Origin of the sequence: Enterococcus sp. AZ101 (genome assembly GCF_050499005.1) — a bacterium.
Lineage (GTDB): Bacteria > Bacillota > Bacilli > Lactobacillales > Enterococcaceae > Enterococcus_L > Enterococcus_L ureilyticus.
Genome location: NZ_JBMHEZ010000001.1, coordinates 185,912 through 208,600, shown reverse-complemented (window position 1 = coordinate 208,600; position 22,689 = coordinate 185,912). Strand labels below are relative to the sequence as shown.

19 protein-coding genes are annotated in these 22,689 nt (G+C 38.1%); 9 read left to right on the top strand and 10 right to left on the bottom strand.

Annotated features, from left to right (window positions below; genetic code table 11):
* Positions 1–72 precede the first annotated feature (72 nt).
* A complete protein-coding gene (locus IGJ50_RS01010) occupies positions 73–981 on the bottom strand; it encodes an AEC family transporter (protein ID WP_429948429.1) in 909 nt (302 codons plus the stop codon).
* A 399-nt stretch (positions 982–1,380) separates the two neighbouring features.
* On the opposite strand from IGJ50_RS01010, the gene IGJ50_RS01005 reads away from it, so the two are divergent.
* Positions 1,381–1,698, top strand: coding sequence for a winged helix-turn-helix transcriptional regulator (locus IGJ50_RS01005; RefSeq protein WP_069640301.1), 318 nt, complete (start codon positions 1,381–1,383; stop codon positions 1,696–1,698).
* Positions 1,699–1,971: 273 nt separating this feature from the next.
* Here IGJ50_RS01005 and IGJ50_RS01000 read toward each other — a convergent pair whose 3' ends face one another.
* The 4 genes from IGJ50_RS01000 to IGJ50_RS00985 all read right to left on the bottom strand — a co-directional run bounded on the left by IGJ50_RS01000 (position 1,972) and on the right by IGJ50_RS00985 (position 8,797).
* Positions 1,972–4,437: a heavy metal translocating P-type ATPase gene (locus IGJ50_RS01000; protein ID WP_429948426.1), complete on the bottom strand. Its 2,466-nt coding sequence runs from the start codon at positions 4,435–4,437 to the stop codon at positions 1,972–1,974.
* A gap of 280 nt (positions 4,438–4,717) precedes the next feature.
* The gene (locus tag IGJ50_RS00995) at positions 4,718–5,737 is read right to left on the bottom strand and encodes a LacI family DNA-binding transcriptional regulator (RefSeq protein ID WP_069640303.1); all 1,020 of its coding nucleotides are present in this window, start codon (positions 5,735–5,737) and stop codon (positions 4,718–4,720) included.
* 113 nt (positions 5,738–5,850) lie between these two features.
* Positions 5,851–6,525, bottom strand: coding sequence for a beta-phosphoglucomutase (gene pgmB, locus IGJ50_RS00990; RefSeq protein WP_429948425.1), 675 nt, complete (start codon positions 6,523–6,525; stop codon positions 5,851–5,853).
* Positions 6,518–8,797, bottom strand: a complete 2,280-nt coding sequence (locus IGJ50_RS00985) for a glycoside hydrolase family 65 protein (RefSeq protein ID WP_429948424.1) — start codon at positions 8,795–8,797, stop codon at positions 6,518–6,520. The genes pgmB and IGJ50_RS00985 overlap by 8 nt, the downstream gene beginning before the upstream one ends.
* 242 nt (positions 8,798–9,039) lie before the next feature.
* On the opposite strand from IGJ50_RS00985, the gene IGJ50_RS00980 reads away from it, so the two are divergent.
* The 3 genes from IGJ50_RS00980 to IGJ50_RS00970 all read left to right on the top strand — a co-directional run bounded on the left by IGJ50_RS00980 (position 9,040) and on the right by IGJ50_RS00970 (position 12,873).
* A complete protein-coding gene (locus tag IGJ50_RS00980; protein ID WP_429948422.1) occupies positions 9,040–11,217 on the top strand; it encodes a PTS transporter subunit IIBC in 2,178 nt (725 codons plus the stop codon).
* 79 nt (positions 11,218–11,296) lie between these two features.
* Complete coding sequence (locus IGJ50_RS00975) at positions 11,297–12,118, top strand: endonuclease/exonuclease/phosphatase family protein (RefSeq protein WP_069640307.1); 822 nt, start codon at positions 11,297–11,299, stop codon at positions 12,116–12,118.
* A 119-nt stretch (positions 12,119–12,237) separates the two neighbouring features.
* Positions 12,238–12,873 carry an SDR family oxidoreductase gene (locus IGJ50_RS00970; RefSeq protein ID WP_207121477.1) on the top strand — a complete coding sequence of 212 codons (636 nt, stop codon included), beginning with the start codon at positions 12,238–12,240 and terminating at the stop codon, positions 12,871–12,873.
* Positions 12,874–13,063: 190 nt separating this feature from the next.
* Here IGJ50_RS00970 and IGJ50_RS00965 read toward each other — a convergent pair whose 3' ends face one another.
* Both IGJ50_RS00965 and IGJ50_RS00960 read right to left on the bottom strand, forming a co-directional pair.
* On the bottom strand, positions 13,064–13,684 hold the full coding sequence (locus IGJ50_RS00965) for a GyrI-like domain-containing protein (RefSeq protein WP_429948420.1): 621 nt from the start codon (positions 13,682–13,684) through the stop codon (positions 13,064–13,066).
* A 74-nt stretch (positions 13,685–13,758) separates the two neighbouring features.
* Positions 13,759–14,541: a MerR family transcriptional regulator gene (locus IGJ50_RS00960; RefSeq protein WP_429948418.1), complete on the bottom strand. Its 783-nt coding sequence runs from the start codon at positions 14,539–14,541 to the stop codon at positions 13,759–13,761.
* Positions 14,542–14,691: 150 nt separating this feature from the next.
* Between IGJ50_RS00960 and IGJ50_RS00955 the strand changes: the two genes are divergently transcribed.
* The 3 genes from IGJ50_RS00955 (at position 14,692) to IGJ50_RS00945 (ending at position 16,595) form a co-directional block, all read left to right on the top strand.
* Positions 14,692–15,576, top strand: coding sequence for an AraC family transcriptional regulator (locus tag IGJ50_RS00955; protein ID WP_429948416.1), 885 nt, complete (start codon positions 14,692–14,694; stop codon positions 15,574–15,576).
* A gap of 243 nt (positions 15,577–15,819) precedes the next feature.
* A complete protein-coding gene (locus IGJ50_RS00950; RefSeq protein WP_069640311.1) occupies positions 15,820–16,242 on the top strand; it encodes a MerR family transcriptional regulator in 423 nt (140 codons plus the stop codon).
* A gap of 2 nt (positions 16,243–16,244) precedes the next feature.
* Positions 16,245–16,595, top strand: coding sequence for a DUF4260 family protein (locus IGJ50_RS00945; RefSeq protein WP_069640312.1), 351 nt, complete (start codon positions 16,245–16,247; stop codon positions 16,593–16,595).
* 187 nt (positions 16,596–16,782) lie between these two features.
* Here the strand turns inward: IGJ50_RS00945 and IGJ50_RS00940 are convergent, their stop codons facing one another.
* Positions 16,783–18,261: a lytic polysaccharide monooxygenase gene (locus IGJ50_RS00940; RefSeq protein ID WP_429948414.1), complete on the bottom strand. Its 1,479-nt coding sequence runs from the start codon at positions 18,259–18,261 to the stop codon at positions 16,783–16,785.
* 382 nt (positions 18,262–18,643) lie between these two features.
* Between IGJ50_RS00940 and IGJ50_RS00935 the strand changes: the two genes are divergently transcribed.
* Positions 18,644–20,107 (top strand): helix-turn-helix domain-containing protein, encoded by a 1,464-nt coding sequence (locus IGJ50_RS00935; RefSeq protein WP_429948412.1) that lies wholly within the window; start codon positions 18,644–18,646, stop codon positions 20,105–20,107.
* A 119-nt stretch (positions 20,108–20,226) separates the two neighbouring features.
* Here the strand turns inward: IGJ50_RS00935 and IGJ50_RS00930 are convergent, their stop codons facing one another.
* On the bottom strand, positions 20,227–20,985 hold the full coding sequence (locus IGJ50_RS00930) for a MurR/RpiR family transcriptional regulator (protein ID WP_429948410.1): 759 nt from the start codon (positions 20,983–20,985) through the stop codon (positions 20,227–20,229).
* A 16-nt stretch (positions 20,986–21,001) separates the two neighbouring features.
* Complete coding sequence (locus IGJ50_RS00925; RefSeq protein WP_429948408.1) at positions 21,002–21,778, bottom strand: LysR family transcriptional regulator; 777 nt, start codon at positions 21,776–21,778, stop codon at positions 21,002–21,004.
* A 115-nt stretch (positions 21,779–21,893) separates the two neighbouring features.
* On the opposite strand from IGJ50_RS00925, the gene IGJ50_RS00920 reads away from it, so the two are divergent.
* Positions 21,894–22,430 carry a DUF4865 family protein gene (locus IGJ50_RS00920; protein ID WP_429948406.1) on the top strand — a complete coding sequence of 179 codons (537 nt, stop codon included), beginning with the start codon at positions 21,894–21,896 and terminating at the stop codon, positions 22,428–22,430.
* Positions 22,431–22,689: the final 259 nt, after the last annotated feature.

The following is a 22,689-nucleotide window of genomic DNA, read 5'->3' as shown; positions in this document are numbered from 1 at the left end:
AAACCGATAAACAGTTAAAGAGAGCAAGACGAATACCTTTGTGTGTTTTTCTTGCTCTCTTTTTTACTTGTATCATCCCATCAACATCATCACAATCGTCATCAAAATCAAACTAATCAAAATACTCGCAGAAGAAGTAAAGCCAACCGTTTCCTCAGGCATGCCTGCCTTAACACTATTGATCACCGAAAATGTCGGCATTGGCGCTAAGCACAAGACAACTAGAACAATTCGTAATAATGGCGACAATGGTACAACAAACGCAAACAACAACGCTAATACTGCGCCACATAGATACCGCCAAAACAAAACTTCCTTAACTAAGTGGAGCGCTTTTTTAGGCAGTCTTAATTCAAAATACAACCCGATCATAAACATTGATAAAAAACCATTGGCTTTTGCCATCATATCCAATATCCCTAATAGCTCCACAGGTAATCTAACTTGGCCGATCCTAAGCAATAACATGATCAGATAGGCTGTAAAAGGAGCAGATTTAAGCAACGATAAACTAATTTTTTTCAACGTAGTTTCCTCTTTAGAGCCAACCATTTTATCGATTAGTAGCGTACTCCCACCCGTCAGCATCACACTATTTCCGATATCAAACATCAACAGAAAAGGTACTGCCAAAGGATAAAAACCTTGAATAAATGGCAAACTAAAATTACCGATATTATAGCCAGACATGGTATACATTTGAAATTTCTGTTCTAAAACAGAACGCTTTTTACTGACTTGACTGCCAATCAAAATCACGAGAACATTCAATATGATCCCCATAATCAGCAAGAAAAATAGTGTTTCTGAAACGACTACATTCGCTAAACTCACGATCACTGTGGCAGGTAACGTGATATTTACAATGATCACAGACAACATGCTCCCGTCTGCTTTATTCAACAGTCCGATCCGCTTCATTAAATAGCCTAAAAATATCATAAAACAAAAACCTATCGCTTGTAGTAAAATTTCTTTCAACCAACTCGCCCCTCACTTGTTTATTCCTATCTCCAATTATAACAAAAAAAGAAACGCTCTATGTAAAAAAACATCTGCACAGCATTTTACGCAGATGCATTGTTGATTCATTATAGTAAATGTTCTTTGGGACGCTTGTATATCCTTTGAAAAAAGAAATGCTCGCGTTAAAAGCAGCATCACACTTCCAATCACCAAAAAATTCACTGGTATCATGTATAAGGTTCCCTTATCAAGTAGACTCATTCCAAAGGTGAACAAGCTTAATAACCCAGACTAAAGAGCGCACCAGCTGTGCCGATCACATCTTGAAAGTCAGTCAATGCTAAACTGAGGCAATTAGGCAACGCAGTTCCTGTTCCAGTCAGTGGAAGAAAATGAATAGAAGGACATGAGAAAATGAAAAAAAGAAAAATCCATAATTGTTTAGATGGTTGTTCTGTAGAATCAACCTTACAACTAATTTCAGGTAAATGGAAATGCGTGCTACTGTACCATTTAATTTTTGAAGTTGCTTATCGTTACAGTGAATTGCACCGCTTTCTCCCTTGTATCACTAAACGGATGTTGAGCTTACAATTAAAAGACTTAGAAGCAGATAAGCTCATTCAACGAACCGTCATACAGGAAAAGCCCATAGTTGTGAGTTATTCCGTAACAGAGTATGGGCGAACGTTGGCTCCAGTTGGTATAAAAAAATTCCCCGATTTACAATGATCCTTACTTCCATTACACTAAAGTCACTTATTGCTTAACGCGATAAACTTTTAAATAAATGGAGGAAATCAACTTGACTATAAATACACCAGAAAAAACGCCAAACAAAAGATGAAATTTTGACGATCGTCGTATAAAATTCCTTATTTTCGCTTTTACACTTCTATATAAAAAAAATCGACTAATTATCTTAGAATCAGTAATCTTTTTACTGTTTGCTAAGAAAATAGTCGGTTTTTCGTTTCTTTTCACTTAAATAGATAGTAGTAGCTCTTATTTCTTCAACGCTGAAGGCTTAAAGCCTTTCAATCTCAATGCATTCAACAATACAGACACTGAACTAAAACTCATGGCAGCTCCTGCAATCATTGGGTTTAACAATGGACCGCCGAATAAGTAGAGCACGCCCATCGCAACTGGAATACCTAGCGTGTTATAAGCAAATGCCCAGAATAAGTTTTCTTTGATATTCTTGATCGTCGCCTTACTCAACTCTACTGCTGTCGGTACATCCATCAAATCACTGCGCATCAATACGATATCTGCTGATTCCATCGCAACATCGGTCCCAGAACCAATCGCAATCCCGATATCTGCTTGTGCCAACGCAGGGGCATCATTGATGCCATCACCAACCATGGCAACTTTTTTTCCTTCATTTTGAAGTTTCATTACTTCATTGGCTTTATCTTCTGGTAAGACTTCACTTAAGACACGGTCGATTCCAACTTGTTTCGCAATCGCTTGGGCTGTCCGTTTGTTGTCTCCTGTGATCATCGCAACTTCGATGCCCATTTGATGTAGTTTTTTGATTGCGGGAATGCTGTTTGGTTTGATCGTATCTGCAACAGCGATAATACCTGCGATCATACCGTCTTTTGCAATATACATCGGTGTTTTTCCTTGTTCCGCTAATTGATCTGAAGTCGTTCCTAAATCACCTAAAGAAATAGCACGATCATCCATCAATTTTTTGTTTCCTAATAATAAATGGCTGCCTTCGATCGTTACTTCGATTCCATGCCCTGGAATGGCATTAAATCCTTCTGTTGCAGCAAAAGCTAAGTTTTTTTTCTCAGCTCCATTAACAATTGCTTCACCTAATGGATGTTCTGAGCCCTTTTCAGCAGATGCCGCTAAACGTAGTAGCTCATCTTGTTCCAAGCCGTTTGCGGTTAAAATATCCGTTACTTTGGGTTTCCCTTCTGTGATTGTTCCTGTTTTATCGAAAACGATCGTTTGGATTTTGTGCGTCGTTTCAAGTGCATCCCCACTTTTGATCAATACGCCATTTTCAGCACCTTTTCCTGTTCCTACCATGATTGCAGTTGGTGTGGCTAATCCTAAAGCACAAGGACAGGCGATAACTAAAACGGAAATCGTAATTGTTAGGGCGAAAACCCAAGATTCTTGTCCTAAGAAATACCATGCTAAACCAGCTAAAACAGCTAGCACCATCACGATCGGTACAAAGACACCGGAAATTTTATCCGCCATTTTAGCGATTGGTGCTTTCGAGCCTTGGGCATCTTCTACCAACTTGATAATTTGAGACAAAGCAGTATCTTTACCCACTTTAGTTGCTTTAAAACGGAAACTACCATTCTTATTGATGCTTGCGCCAATAACATTGTCGCCAACTTTTTTCTCAACAGGCATGCTTTCACCTGTCAGCATGGATTCATCGATGGCAGATGAGCCTTCGATCACAACACCATCCACTGGGATTTTTTCACCTGGACGGACGACAATAATATCTTCTAATTGAACGCTGTCGACTGGGATTTCCATTTCTTGACCATTACGGAAAACACGAGCATTTTTCGGTGCTAAGCCCATTAATTTTTTGATGGCTTCAGAAGTTTTTCCTTTTGAAACAGCTTCAAAATATTTTCCCAATGTGATCAACGTTAAAATAACACCTGCTGATTCATAGTATAAGGCCATCGTAAATTGCGGATCTCCGGCAAAAATCATCACCGTACCATACAAACTATAGGCTACAGCAGCGCTGGTTCCTAGAGCGACCAAAGAATCCATATTCGGATGTCCTTTGAATAGCGCCTTGAAACCGACAATAAAGAAGCTTCTGCCCAAATATAAAACAGGCATCGTTAAAATCAACTGGACCAGAGCAAACGTTTCAGGATGCATCATTGGATCAATGAAAGCTGGCAATGGTAATCCAACCATATGTCCCATTGCAACATACAATAAAGGTACCGTGAACACTGCTGACAGCCAAAAACGTTGCCACATATCTTTGATGTGTTTTTGTTTTTTCTCGCGGTCTTTGTCTACCGTATCAACCGAATCTATTTGTTCGACTGCACCGTACCCTGCATCGGCTACGGCTTTTGTTATATCTGAGACATTTAAAATTGATGGGTCATAATCGACGACCATTTTTTCTGTGGCTAAATTGACAGATGCTTTTGTAACGCCGTTCAATTTTCCTGTTGTTTTTTCAATCGTTTGCGCACATGAAGCACACGTCATTCCTTCTATATCAAATGTTCGTTGTTGGAGATTGCTCAATGCTTCATACCCTGCATCGGCTACTGCTTTTTGAATGTCAGTTTCTGAAAGTTGGCTTTCATCATATTCAACATTTAGCTTTTCTGTCGCTAAGTTGACCGTTGCCTTTGACACACCCGTTAGTTTGGCTGTTGCCTTTTCGACTGTTTGTGCACATGAGGCACACGTCATCCCTTCTATATCGAATGTTTTTGCTTCCATTTTCCCAGCTCCCTTACTTACTTCATTTTTATAATCAAAATCACAATGACTATATTTGTAGTCGAATCATTTCTTCTTTATATTAAGGCAGAATAGTCCATTTGTCAACCAAATAATCCATTATTTTCTATTATCATTTAATTTCCAAATAGTAAAAAAGACTGAGATATGACTCGTAGAGTCATATCTCAGTCTCAAGGAATCCGATTTAACGGTAAGAACAAAAGCAATTTTTTTGTCCTATCCTTCCTTATTTCATCATTAAAATTAGCTAGTAAAATCATTCTATCGCTTTCAAAGAAAGGACTGTCTCTCTTTTGATCAGTTTATGAGGAATCACCATCCGAACGCCTGTCGCCGCTTTTTCCTGTAATGATTCGATCAACTTTTGCATCCCCATTTTGCCAAGTTCTGCAATATCGATATCGATACTGGTCAAATAAGGATGAACGAGTGTTGCATAAATCGAATTATTGAAACTGATCACCGAAAAATCATCTGGCACGCGATAGCCATACATTTGCGCTAATTGAATCATTCGCATCGCAAAAATATCATCGATCACGACAGCCGCTGTTGCTTTTGTTTCTTTTAAAAGCTGTTCAAACGCTACATAATCTTCCGGTTTTTCCATATCTACTGAAGGAAATACCGTCAAATTTGCTAACATCATCGCCTTTTGGTAGCCAAAATAACGCTCATAATAAACATTTTCATGGGTCGTATTCGTAATAAACAAAATATCCTTATGCCCATTTTCAATTAAGTAATCTGTCGCATGTTTTCCGAGTAATTGATTATCATTATCCACATAAATGACCTTATCTTCATTTGTATACGGCTGACCGATCAATGAGAAGGGAACTTGATTTTCGAATAGATAATCGATGACTGGATCATCTTTATCTGAGTATAGTAAGATGAATCCATCGACTTGCTTTTGACGATGCATCAGTTGAACATTCTCTAACAACGTCTCAAAAGATTGCGCCGTAGCAATCGCTGTTGTCATACTGTGTTTGCGCGCTTCAGCATTGATCGACTCAATGATTTCCAAGTAAAAAGGATTTCCCATACGTTCACGAGAATCTAAAGGTGGTAAAATCACCCCAACTGCACCTGATGAGCGTTTCCCGAGATTTCTCGCAGCAATGTTGGGCACATAACCCATTTCTTCCATTACCTTATAGACTTTTTTCTTCGTCGCATCTGAAATACTTGAGTGGTCGTTGATCACTCTGGAAACAGTGGAAGTAGCCACACCAGCTTTTTTAGCAACATCTTTAACAGTAATTGTCATCTATTCTCCTCCTTTCATGATGAATCTTATAAAATCATTCTATCGTAGAAAATAATACCATAGATTGGTACTCTGTTGTTATCGTCTTTTCATTCAGGAATGATTCCTTGGCATCAATCCTCTGCTTTCGCTGTGTTCCAGATAGATAGTAAGAACTCGAACGTTAATTCTTTCGTGGACGAAACAAGTGCGATATCCGTCCCAAGATCTTCTGAACGCCCCACACCGATCGGTAACGCCTGGCTTGCAATAATGGCTTGAATACCCGCTTTAGCGTCTTCGATTCCGATGCATTCTGCTGCTGTCAACCCAACGTTTTTGGCTGCTAATTGAAAAATTTCTGGATCAGGTTTTCCCTTTGCAACTTCGGCCGGATCAGCAATACCATCAAAATAGGACTTCAACTCCATTTTTTTTAATAGAAAAGGACCATTTTTACTAGCAGAAGCCAAAGAGAGTTTGATTCCTTGTCTTTTTAAGCTTTTTAACAACTCTAAAATCCCTGGATAAACATCCTTTGGACTGACTTGTTGGATCATTTCCACGTAATACTCATTTTTTCGCGCTGCTAACTCAGTAAATTGTTCTGAAGTGAAGGCATTTGTTTTTCCACCATGAGCTAGTAGTAACGTTAATGAATCTTCACGACTAACCCCTTTCAGTTCTTCATTAAAGGCACGATCAATCGTAATCCCAATCTCTTTTCCTAACCGTTGCCATGCTTGATAATGATACTCCGCTGTATCCGTTAGCACACCGTCTAAATCAAATAAAACACCTTTAAACATCCTCATTCACCTTTTCCATCTCACGCACTAATTCATCAGCCAAAACGACATTGTGTCCGTATAGTGTTAATGGCAATTCTGAGCCTGAAACAAGTTGTAAACGAACGTGATCTTTATCAACCGTTACATATAACAATCGCCCACGATAATTCACATGGAAGGCATAGCTTGTCCAAGTACTTGGTAAAAACGGTGCAAAGCTTAATTTTTCATCAGCCGTCTTCATTTGCGCAAAGCCTTGCACGATTGCAAGCCAACTCCCTGTCATTGAGGTGATATGCAGACCATCTTCTGTATCGTTGTTGTAATTATCTAAATCTAAACGAGCTGTCCGTTGGTACATTTCTACCGCTTTTTCTTCCATCCCGAGTTCTGCCGCTAAAATCGCATGAACACTTGGCGATAAAGAAGATTCATGAACCGTCATCGGCTCATAAAACAAGAAGTTCCGTTCTTTTTCTGCTCGTGAAAAACGTTCGCCAAAGAAATAAATACCTTGTAAAACATCTGCTTGCTTGATAAAGCAAGAACGTAGAATACGATCCCAAGACCAATGTTGGTTTAATGGTAAGTCCTCTGGTGATAATGCTGTTCTCGGCAGTAAATCTTTATCTAAAAATGTATCATGTTGGACAAAAACGCCTAACTCTTCATCAAATGGATAATACATATTTTCGATGATTTCCTGCCAATGTGCTTGCTCTTCTTCAGAAATGTCTACAGGTGTTTCTACTTGATATTTCATGTAATTCTCTAAGGTATACTGCAATACCCATGTTGCAATCGTATTTGTGTACCAATTGTTGTTGATATTATTTTCATACTCATTTGGCCCTGTCACACCATGAATCATGTATTTTCCAGTGCGTTTAGAAAAATGAACGCGATCTGCCCAGAAACGTGCAATTTCAGTTAGAACTTGCAGGCCTTCATTTTTTAAATACTCCTTATCTCCCGTGTAATTCACATAATTATAGATAGCATAGGCAATCGCACCATTTCGATGGATTTCTTCAAAGGTGATTTCCCATTCATTGTGGCATTCAATTCCTGTGAAGGTCACCATTGGGTATAAAGCTCCTGCTAATCCTTGTTGACGAGCATTATGTTTTGCTTGTTCTAATTGGTTATAGCGGTATTTCAATAGATTTTTTGTTACTTCTGGTTTGGCCAAAGCTAAATATAAAGGAACCGCATACGCTTCTGTATCCCAATAAGTAGCACCACCATATTTTTCGCCTGTAAAGCCTTTTGGTCCGATGTTCAAACGTTCATCTTCCCCATAGTAGGTCGTAAACAATTGGAATAAATTAAACCGAATCCCTTGTTGTGCTGCATCGTCTCCTTCGATCACAACATCAGCCAGTTCCCAACGTTTTTTCCAAGCCTCATTTTGCTCACTCAATAATTCATCGAAGGTTTTCGTCGTTTGTTTCAATAGTTGAATGGCCTTTTCTTGTTGTTGCGCTTCTGGAATATCACGACTAGTTAAGACGATGACTTGTTTCTCTAGCGTGATCGCTTCGTTTGTTTGTAGCTTCGCTTGAAATGATTGTTGTACTACTAAAGGCTCTGTTTCGGCAACACCTACTTTGGCCTCTGTTATATGTTTCATCGCGGCCGTTACACTAAACTGTTCAATACCAAACGGATTTGGAATTGTTTTAGTTGTTAAAAAGCCGATTGCTTCTTCAAAGCCAGATTGTTGTGCTTCCCAAAACATTTCATCATAGTTACTATCTTCATTACGAACATCGCCATCGATTTTTGAGATAATTTGAATCTCTGCACTTCCTTCAAGAACTTCTGCCGTTACTCGAATCACAGCCAGTTCTTGTTGTACAATACTCAAAAAACGCTCAAATCTGAATTTGACCCTTGTATTCCCGTTTTCAAGAATGAATGTGCGTGTCAACAGCCCGTTACGCATATCTAATTCTAAGTAAAAATCTTTTGGTTCTTGTACACCTATGTCTACCGCTTCTCCATTCACAAAAATGTCCATCGCGATAAAATTGACTGCATTGATAACTTTTCCGAAGTATTCAGGATACCCATTTTTCCACCAACCGACTCTCGTCTTGTCTGGATACCAAACACCAGCTAAATAGGTTCCTTGATGATGATCCCCTGAATATTGTTCTTCAAAATTTCCTCTCATTCCCATATAACCGTTTCCCATTGATGTTAGTGACTCTTGAAGACGGCGTTCATTACGTTCTAATTGATGTGTAGTAATTTTCCATGGGTCTATTTCAACTAAATGCTTCATTTTCTCTCCTCCTGTAAATGAGTTGCTTCTTAGCATCATAATAAACGCAACCGATTGCGTTGTCAAACATTTCTTTATGCTCTACTGCTTATTAGATAGAAATCCTTTTATTATAATGGAAATATCATTTTATCAATAATACAAAAGAGAGAATTTTGGTTAAGGGTTTACAAATATAAGAATCTGATTTATACTACAGTCAACGAAATCGGTTGCACTATCATTGCAAAGGAGAGAAAAAGATGAAAAAGTTACTAAATTTTGAGTTTTGGCAAAAGTTTGGGAAAGCATTAATGGTCGTAATTGCGGTTATGCCCGCCGCAGGGTTAATGATCAGTATCGGGAAAACGATTCCTCTAATCAACCCAGACTGGGCAGCACTAGCAACTACAGGTGGGGTTATTGAAAATATTGGCTGGGCTGTCATCAGCAACTTGCATATTCTGTTCGCACTTGCGATCGGCGGCAGCTGGGCAAAAGAACGTGCTGGCGGAGCATTTGCGGCTGGACTTTCTTTTATTTTGATCAACCGCATCACTGGTTCGATTTTTGGTGTCACTAGTGATATGTTAGCCGATGACAAAGCCTTTACGCACACCTTATTTGGCACAAAAATCATGGTCAAAGGCTTCTTTACTAGCGTTTTAGAAGCACCCGCCTTGAATATGGGGGTTTTCGTCGGGATCATTGCAGGTTTCGTCGGCGCGATGGCGTTCAACAAATACTACAATTACCGCAAACTACCAGATGCTCTTTCGTTTTTCAATGGGAAGCGCTTTGTTCCATTCGTTGTGATTCTTTGGTCAACGATCGTTGCGATTCTTTTAGCTATTGTTTGGCCTTACATCCAAGCTGGTATCAACAATTTTGGCCTTTGGATCGCTCAATCTCAAGATACTGCACCTGTTCTCGCACCATTTTTATACGGAACATTAGAGCGCTTGCTATTGCCATTTGGCTTGCATCATATGTTGACGATTCCGATCAACTATACCCAATTAGGCGGAACTTATGAAATCTTATCTGGTGCACAAGCTGGCACGCAAGTATTCGGGCAAGATCCATTATGGTTAGCTTGGGCAACTGATTTGGTCAATCTAAAAGGCGCTGGTGATACATCACAATACAACTACGTCTTGGCAAACTGGACGCCTGCTCGTTTCAAAGTAGGACAAATGATCGGCGCTTCTGGTATTTTGATGGGCATGACGCTAGCTATGTATCGTAATGTCGACCCTGATAAGCGTTCCAACTATAAATCAATGTACCTTTCAGCTGCTTTAGCCGTATTCCTAACAGGAGTCACAGAGCCTTTAGAATTTATGTTTATGTTTGCGGCAGTGCCGCTATATGTTGTTTATGCCATCATCCAAGGTGCAGCATTCGCGATGGCAGACATCGTTGCATTACGGGTTCATTCATTTGGAAATATTGAACTTTTGACCCGAACACCCTTAGCCATAAAAGCCGGTCTAGGTGGCGATTTGCTGAATTTCGTTCTTTGTACTATCGCATTTGGTGTTTTGACTTATTTCATCGCCAATTTCATGATCAAAAAATTCAACTTTGCTACACCTGGTAGAAATGGCAACTATGATAATAATGACAGTCAAACTGACTCAACTACAAACAGCGCTCAGAGTACAGCTGGAATCGCCCCTCAAATCATCGATATCGTTCATCTGCTAGGCGGAAAAGAAAATATCGTGGATGTTGATGCGTGTATGACTCGATTACGGGTCAGTGTTACTGACAAGAGTAAAGTCGGAGCAGAAGATGCCTGGAAAAGAGCTGGCGCGATGGGACTGATTGTAAAAGATAATGGTGTCCAAGCTGTTTACGGACCCAAAGCAGATGTGTTAAAATCAGATATTCAAGACCTATTAGATTCAGGCGTTGCAATTCCCACACCGCAGCAAACTGAAACAAACGCTACGACCGAAAACAACTCAACGTATCTTGGTCTAACAAAAACAATCGTACCTGTTGCTAATGGTGAAGTGATCACTATGGATCAAGTAGATGATCCTGTCTTCTCACAAAAAATGATGGGCGACGGTTTTGCTGTCATTCCAGAAGACACAATGATTTACGCCCCAATTGATGGTGTAATCAGCAGTATTTTCCCATCTAAACACGCTTTAGGCATCCAAACAGCAGAAGGCCTCGAAGTCCTAATCCACATGGGACTAGATACGATTGAAATGAAAGAATCGGCCTTTACGATCCTAGTCAAAGAAGGACAAGAAGTAACCGCAGGTGAAGCAATCGCCACGGCTGATTTAGAAAAAATCAAAGCAGCCGGTAAACAAACAACCATGATCGTTGTCTTTACCAACGGTGAAAAGATCAAGACATTCCATTTGGATAAAGTCGGTAAACAAAATCCCGGAACAGCTATCGGACGCTTAGACATTTAATATACGGAAATTTCTAAACAGGTTCGGCGTAAAGCTCACAGAGTTTTATTCTGAGCCTGTTTTTATGGAGGAAATAAATATGAACATACTGACATTAAACACCCATAGTTGGTTAGAAAAACATCCCTTAGAAAAATTACAACAATTAGCTGCTCAAATCATTAGAGAAGACTATGCAATAATCGCCCTACAGGAAGTCAATCAGCGAATCGACAGCTCACTAGCAATTTCTCCACAAAATTTCCACCCAACCAAAGAGCAATTACCAATCCATGAGGATAATTTCGCGCACCTTTTAGTTCAACGACTAAAAGAACAAGGGCACGACTACCATTGGAGCTGGACCTATAATCATATCGGATATGACCTTTACCACGAAGGTGTTGCCTTACTGTCAAAACAACCAATCCAGCCAACTGCACTCGTTGTGTCTGCAGAAAAAGATCCTAATGATTACCGGACTAGAGTTGCATTAATCGGACAAACCAAAGTTGGTAAAAAATCAATCACTGCTGTAAGTTGCCACTATTCTTGGTGGACAGAAGTTGGTGGATTCGCTGATGAATGGTCAAAAACTGAAGCCGCATTGCAAAACCTCAGTTCTCCATTAATCATCATGGGAGATTTTAACAACCCTGCTTCAGCTAAATATACTGGCTACGAGCTTGTCCTTAACAGTCCTCTTTTGTTGCAAGATAGTTTTTTAGCTGCTAAAGAAAAAAGGGGCGAACACACTGTGGAAAAAGCAATCGATGGCTGGGGTGAAAATCAAGAGAAATTGAGGATCGACTTCATCTTCACTTCACAAGAAATGGCGATTTCCAGCTATCAGGTTGTATTTGACGGAAAATACACGCCCATTGTCAGTGACCATTTTGGCGTAGCAGTAACGATTCAATAAAATACGAAACAGTACGTTTATGGAGAATTTCAATTTTCGACGGACTGTTTCTTTTTTCTCATTTCAAAATCAATGATAAACTAACTGATAATAACCGTTTTCAAAAGGAGGAGACTCAGATGAATATCACGATTTTCGGTGGTAGCGGATTCGTTGGACAAAAACTAACAGAAGAATTAACGAGCCGCGGACATAATGTGACGAGCATTTCCAGAAGTGGCCGGCCGGCAGGCTTAACCGCTCCATGGTCAAAAAAAGCAACCTGGGTTCACTCCGATATTTTACAGGATACGCATTGGCATTCAGCTGTCAAACACGCCGATTGGGTCATCGATACGATTGGTATTCTCTGGGAGCATCCTAACAAAAAAATCACTTATGATCGCTTTATTCTACAACCTGTCCAACTAATTCTAGATTATCTACAAAAGCATAATCCAACTGCTGAATTCTTATTTATCTCAGCTAATAGCGCGCCGCTTCCTTTAAGAAAATATATGGATGCGAAACTACAAGCAGAGCAATTGATTAAAGATAGCAGTCAGCCCTATACTATTGTCTATCCTAGTTTTGTTGTCGGTAAAGCTCGCTTTCTTTCAATCACCGGAGGACGAGTTATTACCTTTATGCAAAAAATACCAGGTGTTAGAAAGCTTGTCCAAAATTATACTCCGATCTCCAGAGAAAAACTCGCAGTAGAACTGTCGAATGTGGTGGAGGGGAAAACGTCGCTTTACACGCAACGACAGACATAAAAAAACAGGACATGTTTTTTTCAATTGATAGAAGAAGTAGCTCGCTAGCTTATACAGTAATACAAAGCCAACGCCTTTTTCACTTCAAATCAATACAAATAATAGCTAAAAGGGAGCTAGCATGACGACTAACTCCTTTTTAGCGATATTCTGAGCATAAAAAGCTGCTCTTATGCCTCTCTTATACGAATTATTTAACAGGATAGCGTAGTGTTGTTTTCATTTTTTCAGGCGCTACTTTCCTCCCATCAGAAAGGTAGATTTCTCTATGGGAAAATGTCTTTCTACTCAATCGATGTTCGCTACAATAACGCTCCATCACTTCAAATGTTTTGCCTTCCTCACTATATGGACCTACATGCAGCATTTGTACACATATCCCCTCTTCGATTGTTTCAAATTTTACCTTTTGGTTATTCGGATTTGGTTTCTTTTTAGTTACCTGCTCTAAATTAGCGAACGCAATCTCTTCCGTAATAAAATCAGGTTGTCGAATCATAATTTTATAGACCAAATCTGCCTTATCAAAGGCCCGCCCCTCTGCCACCGCTTCATCTGATAACGTCCAAAGTCCTTCTAAAGGATAAACGGTATATTCAAAGGGTTCCTTACTAATCAGCCCCTTTTTAGCCAACATTCTGATACCATAGGATAGCGCATACAAAGCACTGACCTCTTCTGAGAATTGTTGTCCATTAGGATCCCCCTGCCCCGATAGTGTGTAAAATTTTTGTTCTGGAACGTTAATCTTGATTGGTTTTTCTTTTGGTAAATATAGTTCCTTCTCTTGTTTTCTCCACTCAAATTTCATTGTTATTTCCTCCTTATTTTAAAGGCTAAACAGGTGCTTACAATTACGATAGGATGGATTATTGACCCGCAAAGCTAGATAAACGATTTGATAGGTAAAAAAATTTCCGTAACGTATTTCGCTTGGTTCCCCTTGAACTTCTTGCCACTTCCTTTAATAAATGTATTGATAAACGAAAAATCTGTCTCCAATCGATGTTGCTCTACATGATCAATCAATACTTTATACGCCTGACCAATCTCCTGATAATCCCCGTAATGAAGTGTTCGAATCCCTGTCATTTCAGGAAAAATCTCATTTTTCACCTGTTTACTTTCAATAAACTGCCGAACAGGCAAAGCTATTTCATATTGTATTTTCTCATCTAACAGCTCACCCACAACAGCCTCCTTAGCTGCTTGATATAAGTGATCCACTTCCGGTCCCATTTCATCAAATGGACAAGTACATCTCCTAGTAATGACTCTTTGCGCTGATTTGGTATGTGGTTCAATTCTATATTTTTGCTCACAAGCATCTATTTCACCTACCGTTATCATTTGATCGATTTTTTTCATCAATCGTTCTTTCTCTTGTATTTCTTCTAAAATAAAGGCCTTTTTTTCAAGCAAATAATAGGCTAAATCGCCCTCTTCTTCAATACCATTCAACACTTCTTTGATTTCTGAAATCGAAAAATCACTATTTCTTAATAACGTCAGTTGATTCGCTAATGTGAAATCTGCTTCGTCATAATAGCGATAGCCATTCTCTTGATCTCTTAAAGAAGGAATCAGCAACCCTTCTCGATCATAATAACGTAACGTTGATTTTGGAATAGCTGTCATTTTTGAAAACTCATTGATTTTGTACTTCATCTGCTCACCACCTTTTTTATAGTATAAACCTTACACTGCACTTGAAAGTCAAGTATCCCGTAAATTTTCCCTGCCACTCTTTTTTGGGCAGAGAAAGTGAGGTACACTTAGTTTAACTATTATACAATGAAATCAGGAGTTGATCATATCATGGAATGGGTTACTAGACTGGAAAATTCATTAGACTATATCGAAAAACACTTAACAGAAGAAATCGATTTTGCGCATTTAGCTACCCTCGCCTGCTGCTCTACTTATCATTACCAACGTATTTTCTCTTACATGGTTGGCGTCCCCTTAGCCGTTTACATTCGACGTAGAAAATTGTCTTTAGCAGGTGTTGAATTACAACAAGGCGCTAAAGTAATTGATGTCGCCATTAAATACGGCTATGAATCACCGAATTCATTTGCCCGCGCTTTTAAAAACCAGCACGGAATCACGCCTTCTCAAGCACAACAAGAAGGGAGTCTACTAACCTCATATCCTAGAATCAAGTTCCATATCACAATCAAAGGAGATGTAGAAATGGAATATCGCATTGAAACAAAAGAAGCGTTTCGGATTATCGGCGCAAAAAAAGCATTATCTGCAGACATTGAGGAAAACTTTAAGGAAACCCCATTATTTTGGCAGCAAGTCGGAATGGACGGCACATTGAACAATTTGATTCCGCTAATGACTCAGGAACCAAGAGGCGTAATGGGGATTAGTGTCGGTTTTGAAGCTGCCCCTACAGACAAAAATGATTTTTCAAGCAGTGAAGGAACATCATATTATATCGCCGTTGCAAGTGATCAACCAGCTCCGGATACATTAGAAGAATACACTATACCAGCATTCACATGGGCTGTTTTTTCTGGACATGGTGCAATGCCTCACGCTATCCAAGAGTTAGAAAAACAAATCGTCACAGATTGGCTGCCAAGTTCTGGATACGAATACGCGAATGGCCCTGATATCGAACTTTACCTTGATGCTAATCCAAGCAATGCCAGCTTTGAAGTTTGGCTGCCTGTTATAAAATCACAATGATCCCGATTTATTCTCAAACCAAGAGGTTGGGACAGGAGTGTTTAATCCCGAGAAATAAGAAGGAATTCACGAAAATTGCTCTTCAAATTTTTGTGAATTCCAGCTTATTTCCGAAGGGATTGCTTCTGCTCCCACCGTTTATACAGACTCTTGGTTTGTTTGTCGTAACTGCAGATTTTCTGAATCCACTCTTGACCTTTGACTTATATCCAATGTTACACTAATTGTATAGGAGGGATATCCATGAAAATAACCGCATTTGCCCAGTGCTTCAACTTATCAACTGATGCTATTCGCTTTTATGAACGCTCTGGTCTGCTAAAGCCTGAACGTCAGCCAAACGGCTATCGTGAATTTACAGAAGCGGATCAGCAAGACCTTAAAATCATCTTAGCTTTAAAAGCATTGGATTTTTCGATAAAGGAAATCAGCTATGTACTTGAATTAAAAAGACGCCCGATTTCCATTCAATGCAACGACGATTCAACTAAATTTCTAATCAACAAAATCGACTTTATTAAGAAAAAAATTGATTTTTACGAAATGGCCTATCAACTGCTACTAAAAATAAATACTACGATTGAAAATAATAGCTATGTAGAACAGCACGCCGAATTATTCAGTTTGATCGATCAATTGGCTAGCTATGGATTGGAGGTGCATTAAACATGACCAACAAAACCATTTTACGTTTAGAAAATGGAACACTCTTTCTTTTAGCTCTCTCATTATTTATCTATCTAGGGTTCCCAATCTTTTATTTCTTCCTTTTTCTTTTACTACCTGATATCACCATGATCGGTTATTTAGGTGGTTCCTCACTCGGCGCTAAAATTTACAATTTAGGCCACACTTTAGTTTTCCCTGTATTACTACTTTTACTTTATCTTGTCATACCTATCATCCTCTTATTGCCGATTGCGATCATTTGGAGCGCTCATATTTTTATGGATCGAACCTTAGGTTATGGCCTGAAATATCCAGATGAATTTAAACATACGCATATTCAAAATTTATGACAAATAAAGAGTCTAAGATATCACTCTACGAGTGATATCTTAGACTCAAGGAATCCTTATAAACGGCGGGAGCAGAAGCACTCCCTTCTTATTTCTCGGGATTAAACACTCCTGTCTCAACCTCTTTATTGCTCATACTATGTCGTAATGATTATTTGTTTATTACTGTGTCTACAAGTTGTATTGATTAATTTAGTACCCAAACATTTGAAGTTGCTGGTTCGTTGCCTTGTGTCCACCATTTTGCTTTGTAAGTCTTTCCTTGGAAGATCACTTTGTCTCCGCCACTATAGGCTTTACTCGTTTCCCAATTCAGTACTTTATCTGAAAGAAGTTTCCACGCATCGGATTTATCTGGACGATCACCTTTTGTCCACCATTTTGCTTCATATTCTAAATCATCAAAGATTACTTTATCCCCACCATTATACACTTTGTCAGCATCCCACGTTATCTGACCACTTGGTGCTTCTTTTGTTTTCACAGAAAATACTGCACTCGTTTCTGATACATTTCCACCAACACTAATTGCTTTTACTGTATAGTTGTACGTTGTGTTTGCCTTTAAACCAGTGTCTTTAAAACTTGTTTTTTCAGTTGTTCCTACTTTTTTACCATCACGATAGATTTCGTAGTGTTTAACACCTAAGAAGTGAGTTGCTTTGGTCCACATTAAATCGACGGTATTTTCAGTCGTACCCATCGAGTGTACATTTGTTGGCGCTGTTGGTTTTTGATCATCTTCTACAGCAGATGATTGGGTCGTCACTTTCACTGCTGTACTTTTTTCAGAAACTTCCCCGGATGTTCCAACTGCTTCTACTTGATAAGTATATGTTGTATTTTCTGATAAGTTTGCATCATTAAATTGGGCACCGCCAACTGTTCCTACTTTTTTACCATCACGGTAGACATTGTATTCTTTTGTATTTGTAACAGGGCTCCACGTTAATTTAAGTGAAGACGTCGTTACCTCAGTTGCTTTTACATTTGTTGGCGTTTCTGGCACTACCTCAATTGGAGGTGTGACCTCACCATTGCCTTTTACATTCACATCAATGACATTATAAAACGCATTTGTTGTATCTGCGACATCCCAGACTGCTAAAATCACATGATATCCTGAACGATTTTCTGGGACAACAATTTGATGCGACTTATTGTTTGAAGCTGCTGAGCCATCGTGTTTGACTTCGCCAAGAAAATCAAAATCAGCTCTTGCTAATGGTTTTTCTGGGTTCCAGCCAACTTTAGTCATATAATAATGCCATTTAGTCGTACTATGAGGTGCTGTATAATGCCACGTAAATGTATTTAAACCAGTATTGATGTCTGATTTTGTCCAACGATTCATACCAGTACTATCCATTACTGAGTCAGTAATTTGTCCTTTGCCACCTTCTGCTGAAGCAATTTTGCCATCAGCGGGTCCTGCTTGCGGGAATCCTTTGTCAAACTCTAACGATTGCGGATTGGTAATTACCATTCCATATTTCTCCATCGCCGCGCTCCACCCCATTGTATTTTTATCTAATGAACCTTGATAACCTCGAGCTGCTGGTTTTTCTACATAGCCATGAGCATTGGCTTCCTCTGCGTTCATCAAACCTACTCCACCTAAAATAATTGATGAGACCAATACAAACCCTACTAATTTTTTCTTCATAATTCTCCTCCGTTTACTATTTTGCCTTTAACTGGCTTAACAATAGTTTAAACGTTATGTAAGAAAAAAAAGGGTCATTTATGGTCAAAAAAAAGTAATAGTTGATTTTTTTATCTATTATATGAAAACAAAAACAAATTCCAAACAATACAAGGTGAATATCACAAATGTTATCTAAAAATCCCCCTTAAAAGGTCATATTTTTCTATTTAAAAGAAAAAATTGAATGATATATTTCAAATCATTTTAAAAAGTATAAAGTAATAGTGATTGCTATATAGACAAAGCGGATTGTTTCACGTTAAAATAAGAAACACCTTGAGATTTATTTCATTAGAAGTTAAAGATAAATAAAAAAACAAAAAAAGAAAGTGTTGATACCATGAAAGACATTCTTTCCTCACGCTCCAAAAGGCAATTGGAGCTAGTAGAATTATTAGCCGACAATGATTGGGTTACTTTAGCCACCGCATCAGAGACTTTAAATGCCCCAGTAAAAACGTTAAAATCAGATATTATTGAACTAGAAGCATTGTTAGCACCTACTACGATCGAAGCTTCCAAAAAGTATGGGATTCGTCTCGCAGCAAATTATGACTTCTGCAAAACGAGTATCTATCAAAAATTCATAAAAAATAGCGTTGAGTTCCAACTTATCGAAAATATTTTTTTACATAGTTTTTCTACAATCATCGACTTAGCTGACAATCTGTACACCAGCGTCTCCACAATCAAACGAATCGTCCTACGAGTGAATCAACTGCTTCAATTAGAAGGCTTCACCATTAACTTGAAGAAAATGCAGCTCGTTGGTGACCCACACAGTATTTGCAATTTTATGCAGCACTATTTTTATGAGAAGTATGGCGTCGCAGAAAGTCTTCTGACTCCGCCTCAACTGATTATTTTAGACCAAGTTGGCCTTCAGATCGTGAAACAGGCGCTTCAAAATAAATCCTCACATGATTTAGATTTTTCTTTATTGAATCGCCTACGTTTTTATACGTACACCGTTATTAATCTCTTAAAACATAATAGTGAAAATCAACTGTCTGATATCGCAGAAAAACAATTTGCGATTCTCAATGATACATATGCTTGCGATGAGTTTTATAGTCAATTCCAATTGCCTTTATCCCAAGCAAACTTAAATACTTTTTTTTACTTGTTTTTCAGCGATGAATACATCGACTCTCTAGCACAAGCACAAAAAATGATTAAAAATGATCGAAACGCCTATTTAAAATATCAAAAAATTGAAACTCTTCTATTGGAAATAGAAAAAAAGATGGACAGTAAATGCCACAATTTCGAAAATATTTTTATACGTCTGTATAATTTAGACTATCAGATTCACGGACGGACTTATATTTTACATGATAAAAATAAAGAGTTTCTTTTAAGCATTAAGAATCTGTATGGCCATTTTCCGATGGAATTGATTCAGTCTTTACAAGCAATTTTTTACTCTAGCCCACATAAAGAGTACATGATCAACGAATCCATTTCTATTCTATTCACAAATTGGCCTGACTTGCTTGATCGTTTAGAGTATTCAACACCTACTATGAAAGCCTGCCTTTTATTTAACTCTAGTATAGAGTATATGGATATGCTTTCTGAGCGGATCACTTATTATTTGCGTGGCCGTTTTTCTTGCACACCTTTACATATTACATCTCTAGAAGAATTAGAAAAACAAGCAGTAGAATATGATTGTATTATCACCAATATCCCAGAAATCTATATCAATACGATTCCAACTATCGTTATTCCTTTGATTCCAGATGCGAAGAGTTTTGATAAATTAATGTTGGTTTATGAAGATTATTTTGATCAAAATTAACTGGTACTTGTATACAATAAAAGGAGCGTGGACAAAACTAAAGTTTAGTTTTGTCCACGCTCCTTCTTGATGATAACCATTCATAGTTTTTATAAAAAATACCTATTTATGTACAGTTTTTAATCAAAACTAGGTACTTTTGTTATTAACTTTTCAAAAATCAGTGTACTCATTACATGTAACATCAATCTTGAACGAATTTTTTTCTGATCTCCAGAACTGCTAGTCAATAAAGAATACGTACTGATCGCTCTTAGTTTATTCGCAGCTACATTCGTGATTGAAATAATTTTTGTTCTATTACATTTTGCTTTGATCATGGTTTCATTGATCTCATCCACTTGGCCACTTAAAGAAAAAACAATGACTACATCCTGATCTGTACTCATTTGAGGAATACATTCGATTAAAAATTTATCAGAATAGTCATTTGTCCACAGTCCACTCAATTTTAGTTTACGATTAAATTCAGTGGCTACTTGAGAACTTGAACCCGTCCCTACACAAAAGATCCTTCTTGCATTAATCAAGCAATTACAAATTTGATCGACATTATTTTCATCGATCAATTCTAAAGTTGTCAAGGTGTCTTTTTTTATATCCTCTAAGACACGGACAAAGTTAGAAGCCACTGGGTAACTACGTTGTCTCTCTTCCCTTGATTGAACAAATGCAGCTTTCAATTCACTGAATGTCGCATAATTCAACTTTTTACATGCTCTGATGATTGTAGCATTTGATACATATAGCACTTCTTTAATATTTTTTAATTTTAGTTCTTCAATTTTTTCGAATTTTAAAATAAAATCGATGACTCCCCGCTCAGCTTCTGACAATCGCTCATAGTTTGAATTGATATCTTTATAAATATCGCTCACATAAATCAAATCCTCTCTATATCAGATCGTTGCTCTGCTCCAAAAATAAACGAACATGTTGCCTGTCCTTTTGATTTCCAACGATATATATAGGAACTTGCTGCTCAATTGGAGCAAAAAGCAACGATTGATTTTGCTTCTCCAGAAAGAAACGCTTGGGTAATATCGACCAACCTACTCCTTTTTTTATTAGGTCGATCATCAAGTAAATAGAGTCCACTTCGACAACTTTACATGTCTGCGGATTGATTAAAGATAGCATCATCTTTCTATATGGACATTCCTTGTCCCGACTGATCAGACACACATCTTGTATATCTGAGGCAGACAGCCGGCCAACCTCTTCATAAAATAAAACATTGCTATCAAGAGAAGTCCTTTTATTTGTGATCAATACATCAATTTCTTTGCTTGCATACATTTTTTCTAAGCGATCTGTCCCCTCAATGATTAGCTCTATCGCAGGCTGATAAGGGATGACCTTGGTTAATTCAAAGTAATTAAGTGCAATCGTTTGTGTACAACCGATCTTTAGCGGGATTTTTTTGTAATGACGTTGAATTTCATCGATTTGGATCAAAATTATTGTTGCGTACTCCAATAACTTTTCTCCTTCTGGAAGTAGTATAACCCCTCGATTTGTCCGCTCAAAAAGCCTCACTGTCAGTTCTTCTTCTAATAGTCGAATGCGTTCAGTTATATTGGATTGTGCATACCCCATTATTCTGGCGGCTTCTGACATCGAACCAGCGGTTGCTACGCATTGAAAGATCGTTAAATCGTTCAATTCCATCTTACCACCCATTTCTTGCTATCACAATTACTGATACCTTATATCATTTTTGCATATTATGCAACACTTTTTGAAAAGAATATAATGAATTTATCAAGAATAGGAGGCAACAGAAATGAATGCGATGCAATACAAAATAACTTTACCAGACGATTATGACATGTCAGTGATTAGAAATCGAGTAACGACCAATGGAACAAAAACAGATCATTTTGAGGGATTACTTTTTAAAGCTTATCTTATTTCAGAAAAAGTCCAAGGAGCAATTTCTAATTCATATGCGCCTTTATATGTATGGCGCGAGTCTGAAGGGATGAATCAATTTATTTTTGGAGGATTTTACGACCATATCATTCGTGACTTTGGCTGGCAGTCGGTCCAAATCGGTATACCTTTAACCTTAGTTTTACCAGAAAATTTTACGGATGCTATTTATTTAACGGAACAAATAATTCCAATCAATGAACAATTATCTTTGATTGATATAGGCAAAAAAATCGTACACAATCAAACACTCTCGAAAAATAGTCTAGGTTATCTAGCCATCTATAATCCTGATAAATGGCTAGCAGCCGTTTTTGAATTTTACGCTGAAAAACCTCTGCACAGTACCGTAGCTCTATATGAGATACTTCATATTTCTACCAGTTAAAAGAAAATGGAGGTTGGGACAGGAGTGTTTAATCCCGAGAAATAAGAAGGAATTCACGAAAATTGCTCTTCAAATTTTCGTGAATTTCAGCTTATTTTCGAAGCCTTCAAATCTTAGTGTTTTAGCACTTAGAATTTGATGTGATCGAAGTAAAGCGTAGTGATTGCTTCTGCTCCCACCGTTTATACGGATTCCTTGAGTCTGAGATATAATGATGTGACCCCCAAAAATTGTATTTTCCACGTACAACATTTAGGGC